Origin of the sequence: Roseateles chitinivorans, assembly GCF_050632235.1 — a bacterium.
GTDB classification, from domain to species: Bacteria; Pseudomonadota; Gammaproteobacteria; order Burkholderiales; family Burkholderiaceae_C; genus Roseateles; species Roseateles chitinivorans_A.
This window is the reverse complement of sequence record NZ_CP192584.1, coordinates 5,789,267-5,804,212: the sequence shown is the minus strand read 5'-3', so window position 1 is coordinate 5,804,212 and position 14,946 is coordinate 5,789,267. Positions and strand designations below refer to the sequence as shown.

At 69.5% G+C, this 14,946-nt stretch carries 13 protein-coding genes; 6 read left to right on the top strand and 7 right to left on the bottom strand.

Annotation, left to right across the window (positions count from 1 at the left end; genetic code table 11):
- The first annotated feature begins 48 nt into the window (after window positions 1-48).
- From ACQ859_RS26455 to ACQ859_RS26435, 5 genes are all read left to right on the top strand, one after another.
- Window positions 49-555: an acyltransferase gene (locus ACQ859_RS26455; RefSeq protein ID WP_431263466.1), complete on the top strand. Its 507-nt coding sequence runs from the start codon at window positions 49-51 to the stop codon at window positions 553-555.
- A 106-nt stretch (window positions 556-661) separates the two neighbouring features.
- A complete protein-coding gene (locus tag ACQ859_RS26450) occupies window positions 662-1,732 on the top strand; it encodes an acyltransferase family protein (RefSeq protein ID WP_431263465.1) in 1,071 nt (356 codons plus the stop codon).
- A 238-nt stretch (window positions 1,733-1,970) separates the two neighbouring features.
- On the top strand, window positions 1,971-3,071 hold the full coding sequence (locus tag ACQ859_RS26445; RefSeq protein ID WP_431263464.1) for a glycosyltransferase family 2 protein: 1,101 nt from the start codon (window positions 1,971-1,973) through the stop codon (window positions 3,069-3,071).
- Window positions 3,072-3,156: 85 nt separating this feature from the next.
- Window positions 3,157-4,164 carry an NAD-dependent epimerase gene (locus ACQ859_RS26440; RefSeq protein WP_431263463.1) on the top strand — a complete coding sequence of 336 codons (1,008 nt, stop codon included), beginning with the start codon at window positions 3,157-3,159 and terminating at the stop codon, window positions 4,162-4,164.
- A gap of 56 nt (window positions 4,165-4,220) precedes the next feature.
- A complete protein-coding gene (locus ACQ859_RS26435) occupies window positions 4,221-5,555 on the top strand; it encodes a UDP-glucose dehydrogenase family protein (protein WP_431263462.1) in 1,335 nt (444 codons plus the stop codon).
- A 92-nt stretch (window positions 5,556-5,647) separates the two neighbouring features.
- On the opposite strand, the gene ACQ859_RS26430 is transcribed toward ACQ859_RS26435, so the two are convergent.
- The gene (locus ACQ859_RS26430) at window positions 5,648-7,276 is read right to left on the bottom strand and encodes an Atrophin-1 multi-domain protein (protein WP_431263461.1); all 1,629 of its coding nucleotides are present in this window, start codon (window positions 7,274-7,276) and stop codon (window positions 5,648-5,650) included.
- A 562-nt stretch (window positions 7,277-7,838) separates the two neighbouring features.
- Between ACQ859_RS26430 and kdsA the strand changes: the two genes are divergently transcribed.
- Window positions 7,839-8,678, top strand: coding sequence for a 3-deoxy-8-phosphooctulonate synthase (gene kdsA, locus ACQ859_RS26425; RefSeq protein ID WP_431263460.1), 840 nt, complete (start codon window positions 7,839-7,841; stop codon window positions 8,676-8,678).
- Between the two features lie 55 nt (window positions 8,679-8,733).
- Here the strand turns inward: kdsA and ACQ859_RS26420 are convergent, their stop codons facing one another.
- The 6 genes from ACQ859_RS26420 to rfbB all read right to left on the bottom strand — a co-directional run bounded on the left by ACQ859_RS26420 (window position 8,734) and on the right by rfbB (window position 14,914).
- The gene (locus tag ACQ859_RS26420; RefSeq protein ID WP_431263459.1) at window positions 8,734-10,023 is read right to left on the bottom strand and encodes an acyltransferase family protein; all 1,290 of its coding nucleotides are present in this window, start codon (window positions 10,021-10,023) and stop codon (window positions 8,734-8,736) included.
- A gap of 138 nt (window positions 10,024-10,161) precedes the next feature.
- Window positions 10,162-11,502 (bottom strand): non-hydrolyzing UDP-N-acetylglucosamine 2-epimerase, encoded by a 1,341-nt coding sequence (wecB, locus tag ACQ859_RS26415; RefSeq protein ID WP_431263458.1) that lies wholly within the window; start codon window positions 11,500-11,502, stop codon window positions 10,162-10,164.
- A gap of 7 nt (window positions 11,503-11,509) precedes the next feature.
- Window positions 11,510-12,061 (bottom strand): dTDP-4-dehydrorhamnose 3,5-epimerase, encoded by a 552-nt coding sequence (gene rfbC / locus ACQ859_RS26410; RefSeq protein WP_431263457.1) that lies wholly within the window; start codon window positions 12,059-12,061, stop codon window positions 11,510-11,512.
- Window positions 12,061-12,951 carry a glucose-1-phosphate thymidylyltransferase RfbA gene (gene rfbA / locus ACQ859_RS26405; protein ID WP_431263456.1) on the bottom strand — a complete coding sequence of 297 codons (891 nt, stop codon included), beginning with the start codon at window positions 12,949-12,951 and terminating at the stop codon, window positions 12,061-12,063. The genes rfbC and rfbA overlap by 1 nt, the downstream gene beginning before the upstream one ends.
- Before the next feature lie 14 nt (window positions 12,952-12,965).
- Window positions 12,966-13,847: a dTDP-4-dehydrorhamnose reductase gene (rfbD, locus tag ACQ859_RS26400; protein ID WP_431263455.1), complete on the bottom strand. Its 882-nt coding sequence runs from the start codon at window positions 13,845-13,847 to the stop codon at window positions 12,966-12,968.
- Window positions 13,848-13,855: 8 nt separating this feature from the next.
- Complete coding sequence (gene rfbB / locus ACQ859_RS26395) at window positions 13,856-14,914, bottom strand: dTDP-glucose 4,6-dehydratase (protein ID WP_431263454.1); 1,059 nt, start codon at window positions 14,912-14,914, stop codon at window positions 13,856-13,858.
- Window positions 14,915-14,946: the final 32 nt, after the last annotated feature.

Below are 14,946 nucleotides of genomic sequence, written 5' to 3'. Positions count from 1 at the left end.
GTGTTGGCACGAATCGCGGCGAAGGTCCTTCATCGGAACAGTCACAAGGTGAGTTTCCGCGTGCAGGGCGAGGGGTGCGGCGTCGGGCCGCGCAACGAGTTCATCTATCCCGACCGCATCAGCCTGGGCAGCTACGTGCACATGGAGGGCGGCGGCTACTACAACGGCCAGGGCGGCCTGACGATCGGCGATCACGCGATCTTTGCTCCCGAGGTCGCGATCATGACGTCGATGCATCGCTTCAAGGGTGCGCAGATGGCGCCCTACGACGAGGTGGACCTCCTGCGACCCGTCGTGGTCGAACGGTTCGTCTGGGTGGGCATGCGGGCCATGATCCTGCCCGGCGTGACGTTGCGCGAAGGCACGATCGTCGGCGCGGGCGCGGTGGTGACCAAGTCCTACCCGGCTGGCGCCATCCTGGCGGGCAACCCTGCCATCCAGATCGGCACGCGCGACATGGACGCCTTCAGCACGATGGTGGCGGACGGTCGCCATTACCTGAAGCTCAAGGAAGAGCTCGGGTTGAAGAAGGTCGAAGTGCTGGACCCTCGTTGAGGGGCGCGCGGTCCGCGACGGGCCGCGTGACCGGAGGCACGATGAGCCTGTGTGATCGCCCTGACCGGCGGGATACCGCGTCCGCGTCTTGGCGGAAGGAGCAGGCGTGACGACGTCGACGACACTGGGACGGCCCGTTTCGGGGGAGCGATCCGACTGGGTCGACATCGCCAAAGGCTTCGGCATCCTGCTGGTGGTGTACGGCCACGTCGCGCGTGGGCTGGTCAACGGCGGCGTGGCGATGGACCCGTGGTGGTTCAAGACGTTGGATTCGGCGATCTACAGCTTCCACATGCCGCTGTTCTTCCTGCTGTCGGGCTGGTTCTTCGTCGGCTCGCTGACGCGGCGCGGCCCGCGCGACTACCTCGCCGGCCGCGTGGCCACCGTCCTCTATCCCTATGTGCTGTGGTCGCTGCTGCAAGGCGGCATCGAGCTGCTGATGTCGCGCTGGACCAGCAAGCCCGTCACGCTGGCCGAGGTGCTCGCGCTGGGCTGGACTCCGCGGGCGCAGTTCTGGTTCCTCTACGCACTGTTCCTGATGAGCCTGCTCGCCGTCGTGATGTGCTGGCGTCGCCCGAAGGCCGGCGTCGCCGCGCTGACGCTCACCGGCGCGGTCCTGATGGCGATGCAGCAGCGCGACTGGCCGATGCCCGCCGCGCTCGTCTCCAGCCATCTGCTGTATTTCGCCGCGGGCGCCTGGCTGGGCGCGCGCGGCTTCGGTGTCGGGACGGCGTGGCGGCTGGCGCTGACAGGCGTGTTTGTCGGCGGTCTGGCATACGGCGCGCTGCAGGCCGCCGGCATCGGTGAAGCCAAGCTGCTGAAGCTCGCCGCGGCGACGCTGGGCCTCTCGGCCGTGTGCGTGATGTCCATCGCGCTGGCCAGCGGCGGCCACGGTCGGCGGATGGCGGCGCTCGGCCGCGCGTCGATGGCGATCTTCCTCGCCCACATCCTCGTGGCCAGCGGCGCACGCATCGTGCTCACGAAGGTCTTCGGCATCACCAGTCCCTGGCTGCACCTGATCGTCGGCGTCGCGGCCGGCACCTTGCTGCCCTGGTGGTTCTGGCGCGCCGCCCAGGGGCGCGCCACGATGGCGCTGTTCGAGCTGCCCGCCGTCTGGCGTCGCCGGCTCGCCGGGACGGGGGCCCCTCGCCGCGATGCCGCCGCGATCCCGTCGTGACGCCATCGTGACCGCCGCCGCCTTAGACGCCCCCTGAGCGGGCGCCCGCCGAGCCGTCCTTCGGGGACAGGCCCCGCATGACGCCGCGTTGGTGCGGCGTTAACCTCTTTGGTGCGTATGGCGTGCAGCCGGCACCAGGCCGGGGCAAATCCAAGCTCCCGCGGCAATAACGTGGAGCGCCGACGTCCTTGCCGGGCTCGCGGGCTCCCGGTCGCGTGTGATCGCCACCGGGACTGCCATGAGCCCCTCGTCCATCCCTGCGCCTGCGTCCGACGACCTCCGCCTCTCCGTCGTCATCCCGCTGTACAACAAGGAAGGGCAGATCGTCCGCGCGCTCGATTCGGTCTGCGCGCAGACCGTGCGCGACATCGAGGTCGTCGTCGTCGATGACGGCTCCACCGACGGCGGCGCGGCGCTGGTCCGGCGCTACGGCGATCCGCGCGTGCGCCTGATCCAGCAACCCAACGGCGGGGTGTCCTCGGCCCGCAACCTCGGTGTCGAGTCGGCGCGGGGGCCGGTGGTGGCCTTCCTGGACGCGGACGACGCCTGGTACCCGGATCACCTCGAGCGGCTGTGGCGCATGCGCCTCGAGTACCCGCAGGCGGTCGGCTGGGCCACCAACTACGAGGTCGTCACCCCCGACGGCCGCCGCACGCTGGGCGTGAGTTCCGAGACCGCGCCGCGCGTCGTGCTGACGCCGGAGAACTACTACCGCATCGCGCTGCAGGGCTCGCCGGTGTGCTCGTCGGCGGTGATGGTGGACAAGGCCGCGCTGGCGAACGTCGGGGGCTTCCCGGTCGGCGTGCGGCTGGGCGAGGACCTGGACACCTGGATCCGCCTGATGTTCACCGGCCCCATCGTCTTCGACCCCAAGCCGGGCGCCTGCTACCACGCCGACGGCGACGACCGGGCGCTCAACCGCCATGCGCCGCCGGCCCGCTACCGGTTCTTCGACACCGACGAGGCCTGGCGCCGCGCCCATCCGGAGGCGGTCCAGGTCGGCGCGGACATGGAGGAGTTCCACAACTTCTTCCGCATCTCCCACGCGCACCACCAGATCAAGTACGGCGACAAGTTCGCCGGCCGCCTGGTGCTGAAGCGGATCGAGACCCAGGTCTTCGCCGACGAACGCCGCCGCCTGCTGCGCATGAGCCTGATGCCGCAGGCGCTGTACCAGGGTCTGACGCGCCTCAAGCGGGCGCTGCGCCCGGCCCCGGGCGCGACGGCCCCGGACGCTCCCCTCGATTCGACGCTCGACTCGACCTCGGGCGCGAGCCCGGGCGCGCCGCAGGGCGCCACCGCCGTCTCCGGCAACGCCTCCACCCGCGTTTACCCCTGACTGAGCGGGGCCGGGGACGCGGCGGCGTCATCCGGCTGGGTGAGAATCGGCGCCTTCGCGTTCGTCTCATCCCCGGGGAGCAGGTTTGAAAGTTCTCGTCACCGGCGCCGCCGGCTTCATCGGCATGCACGTGAGCCAGATCCTGCTGGCCCGCGGCGACCAGGTCGTCGGCCTGGACAACCTCAACGACTATTACGACCCCACGCTCAAGCACGCCCGCCTGGCGCGGCTGAGCGGGAAACCGGGCTTCGAGTTCGTGCAGATGGACGTCGCCGACCGCAGCGGCATCGCCGACCTGTTCGCCAAGCACCAGTTCGACCGCGTCGTGCACCTGGCCGCCCAGGCCGGCGTGCGCTACTCGCTGGTGAACCCGCACGCGTACATCGAATCCAACATCGTCGGCTTCACCAACATCCTCGAAGGCTGCCGGCATTCGGGCGTGAAGCACTTGGCCTACGCGTCCAGCTCCAGCGTCTACGGCGGCAACACGCACATGCCCTTCAGCGAGCACCACGGCGTGGACCACCCGGTCAGCCTGTATGCCGCGACCAAGAAGGCCAACGAGCTGATGGCCCACACCTACAGCCACCTGTTCAACCTGCCGACGACGGGCCTGCGCTTCTTCACCGTCTACGGGCCCTGGGGCCGGCCGGACATGGCGCTGTTCCTGTTCACGAAGGCGATTCTCGCGGGCGAGCCGATCAAGGTCTTCAACCACGGGAAGATGATCCGCGACTTCACCTACATCGACGACATCGCCGAAGGCGTGGTGCGCGTGCTCGACCGCACCGCGACGGCCGATCCGGCCTACGACCCGGTGCAGGCGGATCCGGCGCGCTCCAACGCGCCGTACCGCGTCTTCAACATCGGCAACCACGACCCGATCCCGCTGATGGACTTCATCGGCGCGATCGAGCAGGCCGTGGGCCGCGAGGCGGTCAAGGAGTTCCTCCCGCTGCAGGACGGCGACGTGCCGGCCACCCACGCGGACGTCGAGGAACTGGCCGCGTGGACGGGCTTCCGTCCCGCGATGCCGGTGCCTGAGGGCATCCGCCGCTTCGTCGCGTGGTACCGCGACTACTACAAGGTCTGACCGGCCGCCGCCACCGACCGCCACCGACCGCCACTGCTTCCAGCTGGAGAGAACGAATGAAAGTGACCACCATCGGCACCGGCTACGTGGGTCTCGTGACCGGCGCGTGCCTGGCCGAAATGGGCAACCACGTGGTGTGCCTCGATGTGAACCCCGACAAGATCCAGGTGCTCAACGACGGGGGCATCCCCATCCATGAACCGGGCCTGGACGCGGTCGTCGCGCGCAACCGCGCCGCGGGCCGGCTGCAGTTCACCACCGACGTCGACGCCGCCGTCGCGCACGGCACGCTGCTCTTCATCGCCGTGGGCACGCCCCCGGGCGAGGACGGCTCGGCCGACCTGCAGTACGTGCTGGCCGCCGCGCGCTCGATCGGCGAGCGCATGACCGACTACAAGGTCATCGTCGACAAGAGCACCGTGCCGGTCGGCACCGCGGAGAAGGTCCGCGCCGCCGTCGCCGAGTCGCTCGCCAGGCGCGGCGTGGACGTGAACTTCTCGGTCGTCTCCAATCCGGAGTTCCTGAAGGAGGGCGCGGCGCTGGAGGACTTCATGAAGCCGGACCGCATCGTCGTCGGCTCCGACGACGAGCAGGCCACGCTGATGATGCGCGCGCTGTACGCGCCGTTCACCCGCAGCCACGACCGGCTGATGGTGATGGACGTGAAGAGCGCCGAGTTCACCAAGTACGCCGCCAACGCGATGCTGGCCACGCGCATCAGCTTCATGAACGAGCTGGCGCTGCTGGCCGAGAAGGTCGGCGCCGACATCGAGCTGGTGCGTCGCGGCATCGGCTCCGATCCGCGCATCGGCTACCAGTTCCTGTACGCGGGCGCCGGCTACGGCGGCTCGTGTTTCCCGAAGGACGTGAAGGCGCTGGTGCGCACCGGCCGCGAATACGGCCAGGACCTGAAGGTGCTGAACGCCGTCGAGGAGGCCAACGACCGCCAGAAGCTGGTGCTCGTGGACAAGGTGGTGGCGCGCTTCGGCCCGGACCTGAGCGGCAAGCGATTCGCGCTGTGGGGCCTGGCCTTCAAGCCCAACACCGACGACATGCGCGAGGCGCCGTCGCTGGTGGTGGTGGAGGAACTGGCGCGGCGCGGCGCGGCGGTCGCGGCCTATGACCCGGTCGCGATGGGCGAGGCGGCGAAGCTGCTGAGCCAGGTGCCCGGCGTCAGCTTCTGCGAACGCGCGGAGCACGCCTTGAGCGACTCCGACGCGCTGATCGTGATCACCGAGTGGAAGGAGTTCCGCACGCCGGACTTCGACCGCATCAAGACCTCGCTGAAGCAGCCGGTGGTCTTCGACGGCCGCAACCTGTACGAGCCGGCGACGATGGCGATGCTCGGCATCGAGCATCACGCCATCGGCCGCGGCTCGAAAGCTGGCTGACGGCCGATTGGCCGCGGATTGACCGCTGCCTCAGGACCGCGCGGCGGCCGGCGGGACCCGCCCGCCGCCGCGGTTGGTCAGACCCGATCCGCTCAGCCGGCGCAGACGCTGGCGGCCGGTCCGCCGGTCTTGACCAGCGTGGGACGCACGGTCGATTCGACGTTGTCCACGCCGCTGCGGGCCCAGGTGGTGACCTTGAAGCCGGCCACGTTCGGCCAGACCAGCGTGGTCGAGTCGCCGTCGTTCAGGTAGCCGCTGTCGTACACGACGGCGCCGGTGACCTTGTCGGCGATGGTCATCCGGAACGAGGCGCCACCGGTCGCGTCGACGTCCAGGCGGAAGGTCTCGCCCGTGGCCGGAATGGCCCAGGTGACCGGGTTCATCGCCCGCCCGGTGGCGTTGGCCTGCTCGATCTGCGTGGTCGTGGCCGGGAACACCAGCGCCTGGCGCCAGGTGTCGAAGTCGCCGCTGACCGTGCCCTTGGTGCGCCACCAGCCGCCGCGCATCGACAGCAGGTTCAGTGCGGTGCTGGTCACCGTCGAGCTGGTGTTGCCGTTGCCGTCCTTCCAGGCCGAGGCGCTCTCCACCGGGCGCATCGCCGCGCGCATCAGCTCGAGGTCGTTCGCGGTGGCGTTGCTCCAGCCGTTGCGGTGCAGCTTGAGGTCGGCGCCGATCTCGACGTAGATGACGAAGGGCGTGCCGGTGTTGCGGTCCACCACATAGGCGCCGTAGGCCTTCAGCGTCTCGGCCACCTTGCGCAGCTCCGGCGTCGCCAGGGCCTGCGCATTGAAGCTGGCGGGCAGCATCATCAGCGAGCCCATCGGGATCTGGCCGCTGTTGGTCGTCGCGGCATTGCTGTCGGCGGAGGTCGCCGGGAACTGGTAGGTCGGGGCGGCGCTCAGGCCGGTGGCGTCCAGCGACATGGCCAGCGCATGGCGGTACATCGTGTCGCCGTCGACGGCTTCGGCGGTGCGGATCAGGCCGCCCAGCGTCGAGACGCCGGCCGCGCGCGCGCCCTGGTAGTAGTGGGAGGGATCACCCATGCCGCGACCGGCCAGCGGGGTCCAGGCGTACTGCTTGGCGACCCAGGCGCCGTTGACCTGCTTCAGGCCCCAGAACGAATGGACGACGCCGGTCGCCGGATCGACGATCTCGGCATGGCCGTCGGTGCCGGTGGCCGGCGTGGTGGCGGCCGGCCAGTTGGCGATGGTGATGCTGGGGCGGTAGACCTCGCTGTCCGGGTCCCAGACGCCTTGCGCGGTGGCGCCGGTGACGACCATCGGCGCATCGCTGGCGGACGCCTGGAAGGCGGCGCTCGACCAGGCGCCGGCGGCGACGGTCGGGGTGTACAGCGCGGTGGGGATGGTCGCGGTGCCCAGCACCGGGGCGACCGGACGGCTGTTCCATGGCGAGTCCGGGCTGAACGGCCGGTCGAAGCTGCCGAAGTTGCCCGCCGTGCAGGCGGCGGCCGCGGCGGTGCGGACGTTGGCGGCCAGGGTCGAGACGCCGGCGACGGCCTGGCTGGCCGCGGGGCTGGCCGGCGTGCCGGCCGTGGTGGCGGGCGCCGAGGCCACGATCGGCGGTGTCTCGAGCGACTGGATGGAGGCGGTGCCGCCATTGGTGCCACCGCCGCCGCCGCAACCGGTCAGCAACAGGCCGGCCGCCAGGGCGCAGGCGCTCAGGCCGGTGGAAACTCGCAGGGAAGAAGAGATATTCGTCATGGTGATTGAGTTACTGCTGATGCGCGTGAGCGCGTTGACGATTAATAGGCCTCGATCTCTTCTTCTTGCGCGCCGGCGATGACAGGGCCATTCGTCGGGCGGGATTCTTGTTACTGGATGTTGGCGACCCGGATATCTGACCGCTGATCTCTTCCCGGGGAGGAAGGTGTTGCGGCCATGAGTCAGTATGGGGAGATGAACGCCGGGTTCTCCACCCTTGGTACCGGCTCCGAGGCGGGATTCCGGGAATATTCGGCAGGCGCGGGAGCGTACCGTTTGAAACATCCGGGTCGAGGATTGACAACCCCCGGATGTCTCGGATCACGAAGTTATTGCGGCCCGTTACATACTCGGATGTCGGGTCCCATAACCCGTTCGATATTCGAAATTGAAACCCGTAAAACGCACGGAATCGTGTCGGGAAAATCCGCCACGACGTGTCGGCGGAAGGCTGTCGTCACGGCGGCGCGGGCCGCGCCCGCCCGCCGATCGAGGGGGTGTGCACGGGCCGGGAGCGCTGGGAGCGCGTGGGATACTGCCGCCTTCGCCTGAGGGAATCGAGATGGTCAAGATCAATGACATCGTGGTCGACAACGCCAAGCCGTTCGTGCTGTTCGGCGGGGTCAACGTGCTGGAGTCGGAACAGTTCGCCGTCGACGTGTGCGGCGAGTACGTCCGCGTGACGAAGGAACTGGGCATCCCCTACGTGTTCAAGGCCTCGTTCGACAAGGCCAACCGCTCCTCGATCAAGAGCTACCGCGGCCCCGGCCTGGAAGCCGGCCTGAAGATCTTCGAGGCGGTCAAGAAAGCCCACGGCGTGGCCGTGCTGACGGACGTGCACGAGCCTCATCAGGCGGCCGAGGTGGGTGCCGTGTGCGAGGTGCTGCAGCTGCCGGCCTTCCTGGCGCGCCAGACCGACCTGGTGATCGCGCTGGCCAAGACCGGCCGGGTCATCAACATCAAGAAGCCGCAGTTCGTCAGCCCGCCCCAGATGAAGAACATCGTCGAGAAGTTCCAGGAAGGCGGCAACCCGAACGTGATGCTCTGCGATCGCGGCGCGCAGTTCGGCTACGACAACCTGGTCGTCGACATGCTGGGCTTCGGCGTGATGAAGCAGGTCAGCGGCGGCAAGCCGGTGATCTTCGACGTGACCCATGCGCTGCAGCAGCGCGAGTCCGGTGCCGCGGCGTCGGGCGGCCGCCGCGGACAGGTGACCGAGCTGGCCCGCGCCGGCATGGCGATCGGCCTGGCGGGGCTGTTCCTGGAAGCGCATCCGGATCCGGCGAAGGCGCTCTGCGACGGCCCCAGCGCCCTGCGCCTGTCGCAGCTCAGGCCCTTCCTGGAACAGGTCAAGGCCGTCGACGATCTGGTCAAGGGCTTCCCGGCCCTCGACACGAACTGAACGTGACGTCGCGTTGCGGACGCTCGGGGTGACCCGGGTGCCGCAGGCGTGGCTGTCAGGCGCGCCCGGCCGCCGCAGTGACGGGTGGTTCGTGCCGGGTCGCCGGGAGGCGGCCGTTGAACAGCAGCCGCGTCACGGCGAAGGGGCGCACCACCCAGCGGTGGAAGGCCAGACTGAGCGCCAGTGCGCCTGAAGCGATGAGCGCGAACTTCAGCGCCGCGGGCCAGTCCAGCGGCAGCAAGAGCAGCGCCAGCGCCACCACCATCAGGTGGTGGACCAGAAAGATCGTGTAGCTCGCGTCGGCGAGCGCGCGGCCCCAGGCACCACTCAGACGGCCGCCGAGACCGCCACGCCCGCGGCCCCGCCACCGCGCGAGCAGGCCGATGGCCGCGCCGGTGGCCAGCCAGATCCCGAGCAGCTCCACGGCCAGCGCCACTTCTCGCGCCAGCGCGTTCGGCAGCGTGTCGCTGGCCGCATCGCCCCAGTTGGCCGCGAACGCCGCCACCGGCAGCAGCCACCACGGGGTGCGCAGCCAGCCGGCCAGCCATGTCGGGTGGTGTCGCATCGTCAGTCCGGCCAGGAACATCGGTGCGTAGAACGCCAGGTTGAACAAGGTCAGGCCACCGGGTCCCGGCGCGTAGGCCAGGCCGCTCAGCCGGATGACGACGAGCAGGACGTGGCTCAGCAGGGCGCCGATCAGCGCCACGGTGAGCCAGTGGATCGGGTGGGACGTGGGCATGGCGGTGGAGGCGGTCTTCTGGCGGGCCCGACGCGGCAGGGCGCCGCGGATCGCCACCCAGAGCAGCACGAGCAGGTTGATCACCAGCAGGTCGCGCACGAACCAGAGATGGCCCATCGGCGTCGAGATCGATGCCAGCGCCTCCCAGGGGTCGCCGCCGCGATACCAGGCCAGCAAGGCGGTCTGCGCGGCGTTGAGGATGGCCCAGCAGGTCAGCAGCGGCACGCCCAGGCGCACCAGCTGGCGCAGCGCCAGTCCCGGCGTGCCATGACGCGACAGGCTGCCTGCGAAGAGCAGGCCCGACAGCAGGAAGAAACCGGGGACGCGGAAGCTGTGGATCAGCGCGACCAGCGCGTCGAAGGCGACGCTACGGTGCGGATCGGCGACCAGCCAGTCACCCGCGCTGACGAAGACATCCGCGGCATGCAGCCCGATGCCCAGCACCATCAGTGCAGCGCGGATCCTGTCGAAATCGATGGCGGCGGCGACATCGGTGCCGGCACTGCCGGTCGTCTCTGTCGCCGTGGTTGCGCTTGTCTCTGCGGTGGACGGTCCGCCGACGGCGGAACCGGCCACCTCCCCGTGCGGGGCGATGGAAACGTGCATGGCTTACCTCCTCTGCACCAGCCGGGCGCCTCTCCGGGCACCTGAGCGAAGGACTGTACGAGTGGCGCACCTTTCTGCGTGCGCCGACCTGTAAGGAGATGCATCGACTCCCCCCGGAACCGGGGGGCGGGAGGGCGGTCAGCCCAGCAGGTCGCGGACCAGCCGGGACACGATCCGCCCGGCGGCATGGCCGTCCCAGAGTGGGGGGCGGCGTACTTCAACGTTGGGCTGGCCCTCACCCCCGCCCCCTCCCGCAAGCGGGAGAGGGAGTCCGACCGGCTCTACTCGCAGCGCCTGAGCCTCTTTCTCCCTCTCCCGCTTGCGGGAGAGGGCAGGGGTGAGGGCCAGCGGCGGTGGCAGTGCAGAGGCCGTCCGTCCCCCTGTCCCGCTTGCGGGAGAGGGCAGGGATGAGGGCCAGCGGCCGTCGATGGCGTCGAGCCGTCGCAGTGCCAGCTCCAGGATGCGCGCCGGATCAGTGCCGGCGATCTGGTTGGTGCCGAGATCGACCGTGACCGGCCGCTCGGTGTTGTCGCGCAGCGTGAGGCAAGGGATGCCCAGCGCGGTGGTCTCTTCCTGGAGGCCTCCGCTGTCGGTGAGGACCAACGCGGCGCGGCGCCACAGGGCCAGGAAGGGGCGGTAGGGCAGGGGAGGCAGCAGATGCAGCCCCGGTGCCGGCGTCAGGCCGATCGCCTCCAGGCGCGCGCGCGTGCGCGGATGCACCGGGAACAGCAAGGGCAGCCGCGCTGACAGCGTGCCGAGCGATTGCATCAAGGCCGCGAGCTGTACCGGATCGTCCACGTTGGCCGGCCGATGCAGCGTGACGACGCCGAAGCGACCCGCCGCTGCACCCGACGCGCCGGCGGCCTCGAGCGCTGCCTGGGCCGCCGCTTCGGCGGCGTGCGCGTCGGCATCGCCGGCGTCCAGCCGCTGCAGCTGGAACAGCAGGTTGTCGACCATCACGTGGCCGACCTCCGCGATGCGTGTGTCCGGATGACCTTCACGGCGCAGATGCGCCGCGGCGCTGGGTTCGGTCGTGAAGAGCCAGTCCGCGATCGCGTCGGTCGCGCGGCGGTTGATCTCCTCCGGCATCGTCATGTCGCCGCTGCGCAGGCCGGCCTCGACATGCGCCACCGGCACGCCGAGCTTGCGGGCCGTCAGCGCGCAGGCCAGCGTGGAGTCGACGTCGCCGACGACGACGCAGGCCGCGGGACGGTCCGCGATCACGTGCGGCTCGTACGCCTGCATGATCCGCGCGGTCAGCTGCGCATGACCGCCGCCGTGGCAGTCCAGCGAGACGTCGGGCGGCGGCAGGCCGAGCTCGTCGAAGAACACGCCGCTCATCGCGGCGTCGTGATGCTGGCCGGTGTGGATCAGTTTCCACGCGAGCCGGCCGTCGGCCCGCAGGGCCCGCACCAGCGGCGCGAGCTTCATGAAATTCGGCCGCGCGCCCGCGATGAGATGCAGCAGCGGCGCGGTCATCGAGGGATCAATCGAAGGACTTGGCGTCCGCGAGCAGCGGCGCCTTCGCGTCCTTCTCGGCGAGCTTGAATTCGACGGGCAGTTGGGGCCACTCGATGCCGATCGCCGGATCGTCCCAGCGCACCGAGCCTTCGGCCTGCGGCGCGTACAGGTCGGTGGTCTTGTAGAGGAAGTCCGCCGTCTCGCTCAGCACCAGGAAGCCGTGCGCGAAGCCCGGCGGGATCCAGAGCTGGCGATGGTTCTCGCCGGTCAGCTCGACGCCGACCCACTTGCCGAAGTTGGCGCTCGAGCGGCGCATGTCGACGGCGACGTCGAACACCGCGCCCGCCGTGCAGCGCACCAGCTTGCCCTGCGCATGCGGCGGCAGCTGGAAGTGCAGGCCGCGCAGCACGCCCTGGCTGGAGCGCGAATGGTTGTCCTGCACGAAGCGCACGTCGTAGCCGCAGGCGGCGTTGAACTTCGGCTCGGTCCAGCTTTCCATGAAGAAGCCGCGCGCATCGCCGAAGACCTTCGGCTCGATGATCAGCACCTCGGGCAGCGCGGTGGGAATCACAGTCATCAGAACACCTTCTCGTTGAGCACCTGCTTCAGGTATTGCCCGTAACCGTTCTTGAGCATCGGCTGCGCCAGCTGCTCGAGCTGCTCGGCGGTGATCCAGCCCTTGCGATAGGCGATCTCCTCCGGGCACGCGACCTTCAGTCCCTGGCGCTTCTCCAGCGTCGCGATGAACTGGCCGGCCTCCATCAGGCTGTCGTGCGTGCCGGTGTCCAGCCACGCGTAGCCTCGGCCCATGATCTCGACGCGCAGCTGCTGCTGCGCGAGATAGCGGGCGTTGACGTCGGTGATCTCGAGCTCGCCACGCGGGCTGGGCTTGATGTCGGCAGCGATGTCGCAGACCTGGCGGTCGTAGAAGTAGAGACCCGTGACCGCGTAGTTGCTCTTGGGCACCTTGGGCTTTTCCTCGATGCTGACGGCGCGCTTGCCCGCGTCGAACTCGACCACGCCGTAGCGCTCGGGATCATGCACGTGGTACGCGAAGACGGTGGCGCCGTCGGTCTGCGCATCGGCGTTGCCCAGCAGGCCGGCGAAGTCGTGGCCGTAGAAGATGTTGTCGCCCAGCACCAGCGCGCTCGGGGCGTTGCCGATGAAGTCCCTGCCCAGGATGAAGGCCTGCGCCAGGCCGTCCGGGCTCGGTTGCAGGCAGTACTGGAGGTTGATGCCCCAGCGCGAACCGTCGCCCAGCAGCGCCTCGAAGCGCGGCAGGTCCTGCGGCGTGCTGATCAGCAGGATGTCGCGCATGCCCGCCAGCATCAGCGTGCTGAGCGGGTAGTAGACCATCGGCTTGTCGTAGACCGGCAGCAGCTGCTTGCTGATCGCCAGCGTCGCCGGATGCAGCCGCGTGCCGGAGCCGCCGGCCAGGATGATGCCCTTGCGGGTGTCGTTGCCCATCGTGCGGTCTCCTCTCACAGGATCTCGTCGAGCAGCCGGTCCACGCCGGTCTGCCAGTGCGGCAGCACCAGGCCGAACCGGTCCTGCAGCTTGTGGTTGTCCAGGCGCGAGTTCAGCGGACGCGGCGCCGGCGTCGGATAGGCGCTGCTGGCCAGCGCCTCGACCTGCTCGGGCTGCACCTTCAGCGCCACGCCCCGGTCCCGCGCGCGCGTCAGCACGTGCTTGGCGTACTGGTGCCAGCTGGTCTCGCCGCTGGCGACCGCGTGGTAGGTGCCGCACAGGGCGCGATCCCTCAGCGTGGCGCGGATCAGGTGCGCGGTGACGTCGGCCAGCAGGTCCGCGCCGGTGGGCGCGCCGATCTGGTCAGCGACGACCTTCAGCTGCTCGCGCTCGGCGGCCAGCCGCAGCATGGTCTTGGCGAAATTGCCGCCGCGCGCCGCGTAGACCCAGCTGGTGCGCAGGACCAGCGCGTCGGCGCCGCTTGCGGTGATCAGCTGCTCGCCTTCGAGCTTGGTCTTGCCGTAGACGCTCAGCGGACCGGTGGGGGCATCCTCGAAGCGCCAGTCGTCGCCGGCACCGTCGAAGACGTAATCGGTCGAGTAATGGACCAGCAGCGCGCCGAGCAGCTGGGCCTCTTCGGCCAGGACACCGGTCGCGAGCGCGTTGATCTGGCGGGCCGCCTCGGGCTCGCTTTCGGCCTTGTCGACGGCGGTGTAGGCCGCGGCGTTGACGATGACGTCCGGCGCGACGCGGCGCACCGTGGCGCGCAGCGCATCGCCGTCGCCGAGGTCGCCGCCTTCGCTGCGATCCAGCGCCACCAGTTCACCCAGCGGGGCGAGGGCGCGTTGCAGTTCCCACCCCAGTTGGCCGTTCTTTCCGAGCAGCAGAACTTTCATGCCAGTCCTCAGCCGCCGTACTGCTTGGACACCCACTCGCGGTACGCGCCCGAGAGCACGCGCGCGGACCACTCCTCGTTGGCCAGGTACCACTGCACCGTCTTGCGGATGCCGGTCTCGAAGGTCTCGGCCGGGCGCCAGCCCAGGTCGCGCTCGATCTTGCGGGCGTCGATCGCGTAGCGGCGGTCGTGGCCAGGGCGGTCCTTGACGTAGGTGATCAGGCGGGCGTACGGGCCGGCGGGATCGGGACGCAGCTCGTCGAGCAGCGCGCACACCGTCTTCACGATGTCGATGTTGGCCTGCTCGTTCCAGCCGCCGATGTTGTAGGTCTCGCCCAGCGTGCCGCCGGCCAGCACCGCGCGGATGCCCGAACAGTGATCGGTGACGTAGAGCCAGTCGCGGATCTGCTGGCCGTCGCCGTACACGGGCAGCGGCTTGCCGGCCAGCGCGTTGACGATCATCAGCGGGATCAGCTTCTCGGGGAAATGGTACGGGCCGTAGTTGTTGCTGCAGTTGGTCGTGACCACCGGCAGGCCGTAGGTGTGATGCCAGGCGCGGACCAGGTGGTCGCTGGCGGCCTTCGAGGCCGAGTACGGGCTGTTGGGCTCGTACGCGTTCGTTTCGGCGAAGGGCGGGTCCTCGGCCTTCAGCGAGCCGTAGACCTCGTCGGTCGAGACGTGGTGGAAACGGAAGGCCGCCTTCGCGTCGCCCTCGAGCGCGGTCCAGAAGGCCCGCGCCGCCTCGAGCAGCGTGAAGGTGCCCTCGACGTTGGTGCGCATGAAGGCGCCGGGACCGTGGATGGAGCGGTCGACATGCGACTCGGCCGCGAAGTGCACGATCGCGCGCGGCCGGTGCGTGGCGAGCAGCTGGTCGATCAGGGCACGGTCGCAGATGTCGCCCTGGACGAAGACGTGACGGGCGTCATCTTTCAACGAGGCCAGGTTCTCGAGGTTGCCCGCGTAGGTGAGGGCGTCGAGGTTGACCACCGGCTCGTCCGAGGTCTTGAACCAGTCGAGCACGAAATTGCTGCCGATGAAGCCGGCGCCGCCGGTGACGAGGATCGTCATGGAGCTTTCCTGAAATGTCTGTGATCCGCGCG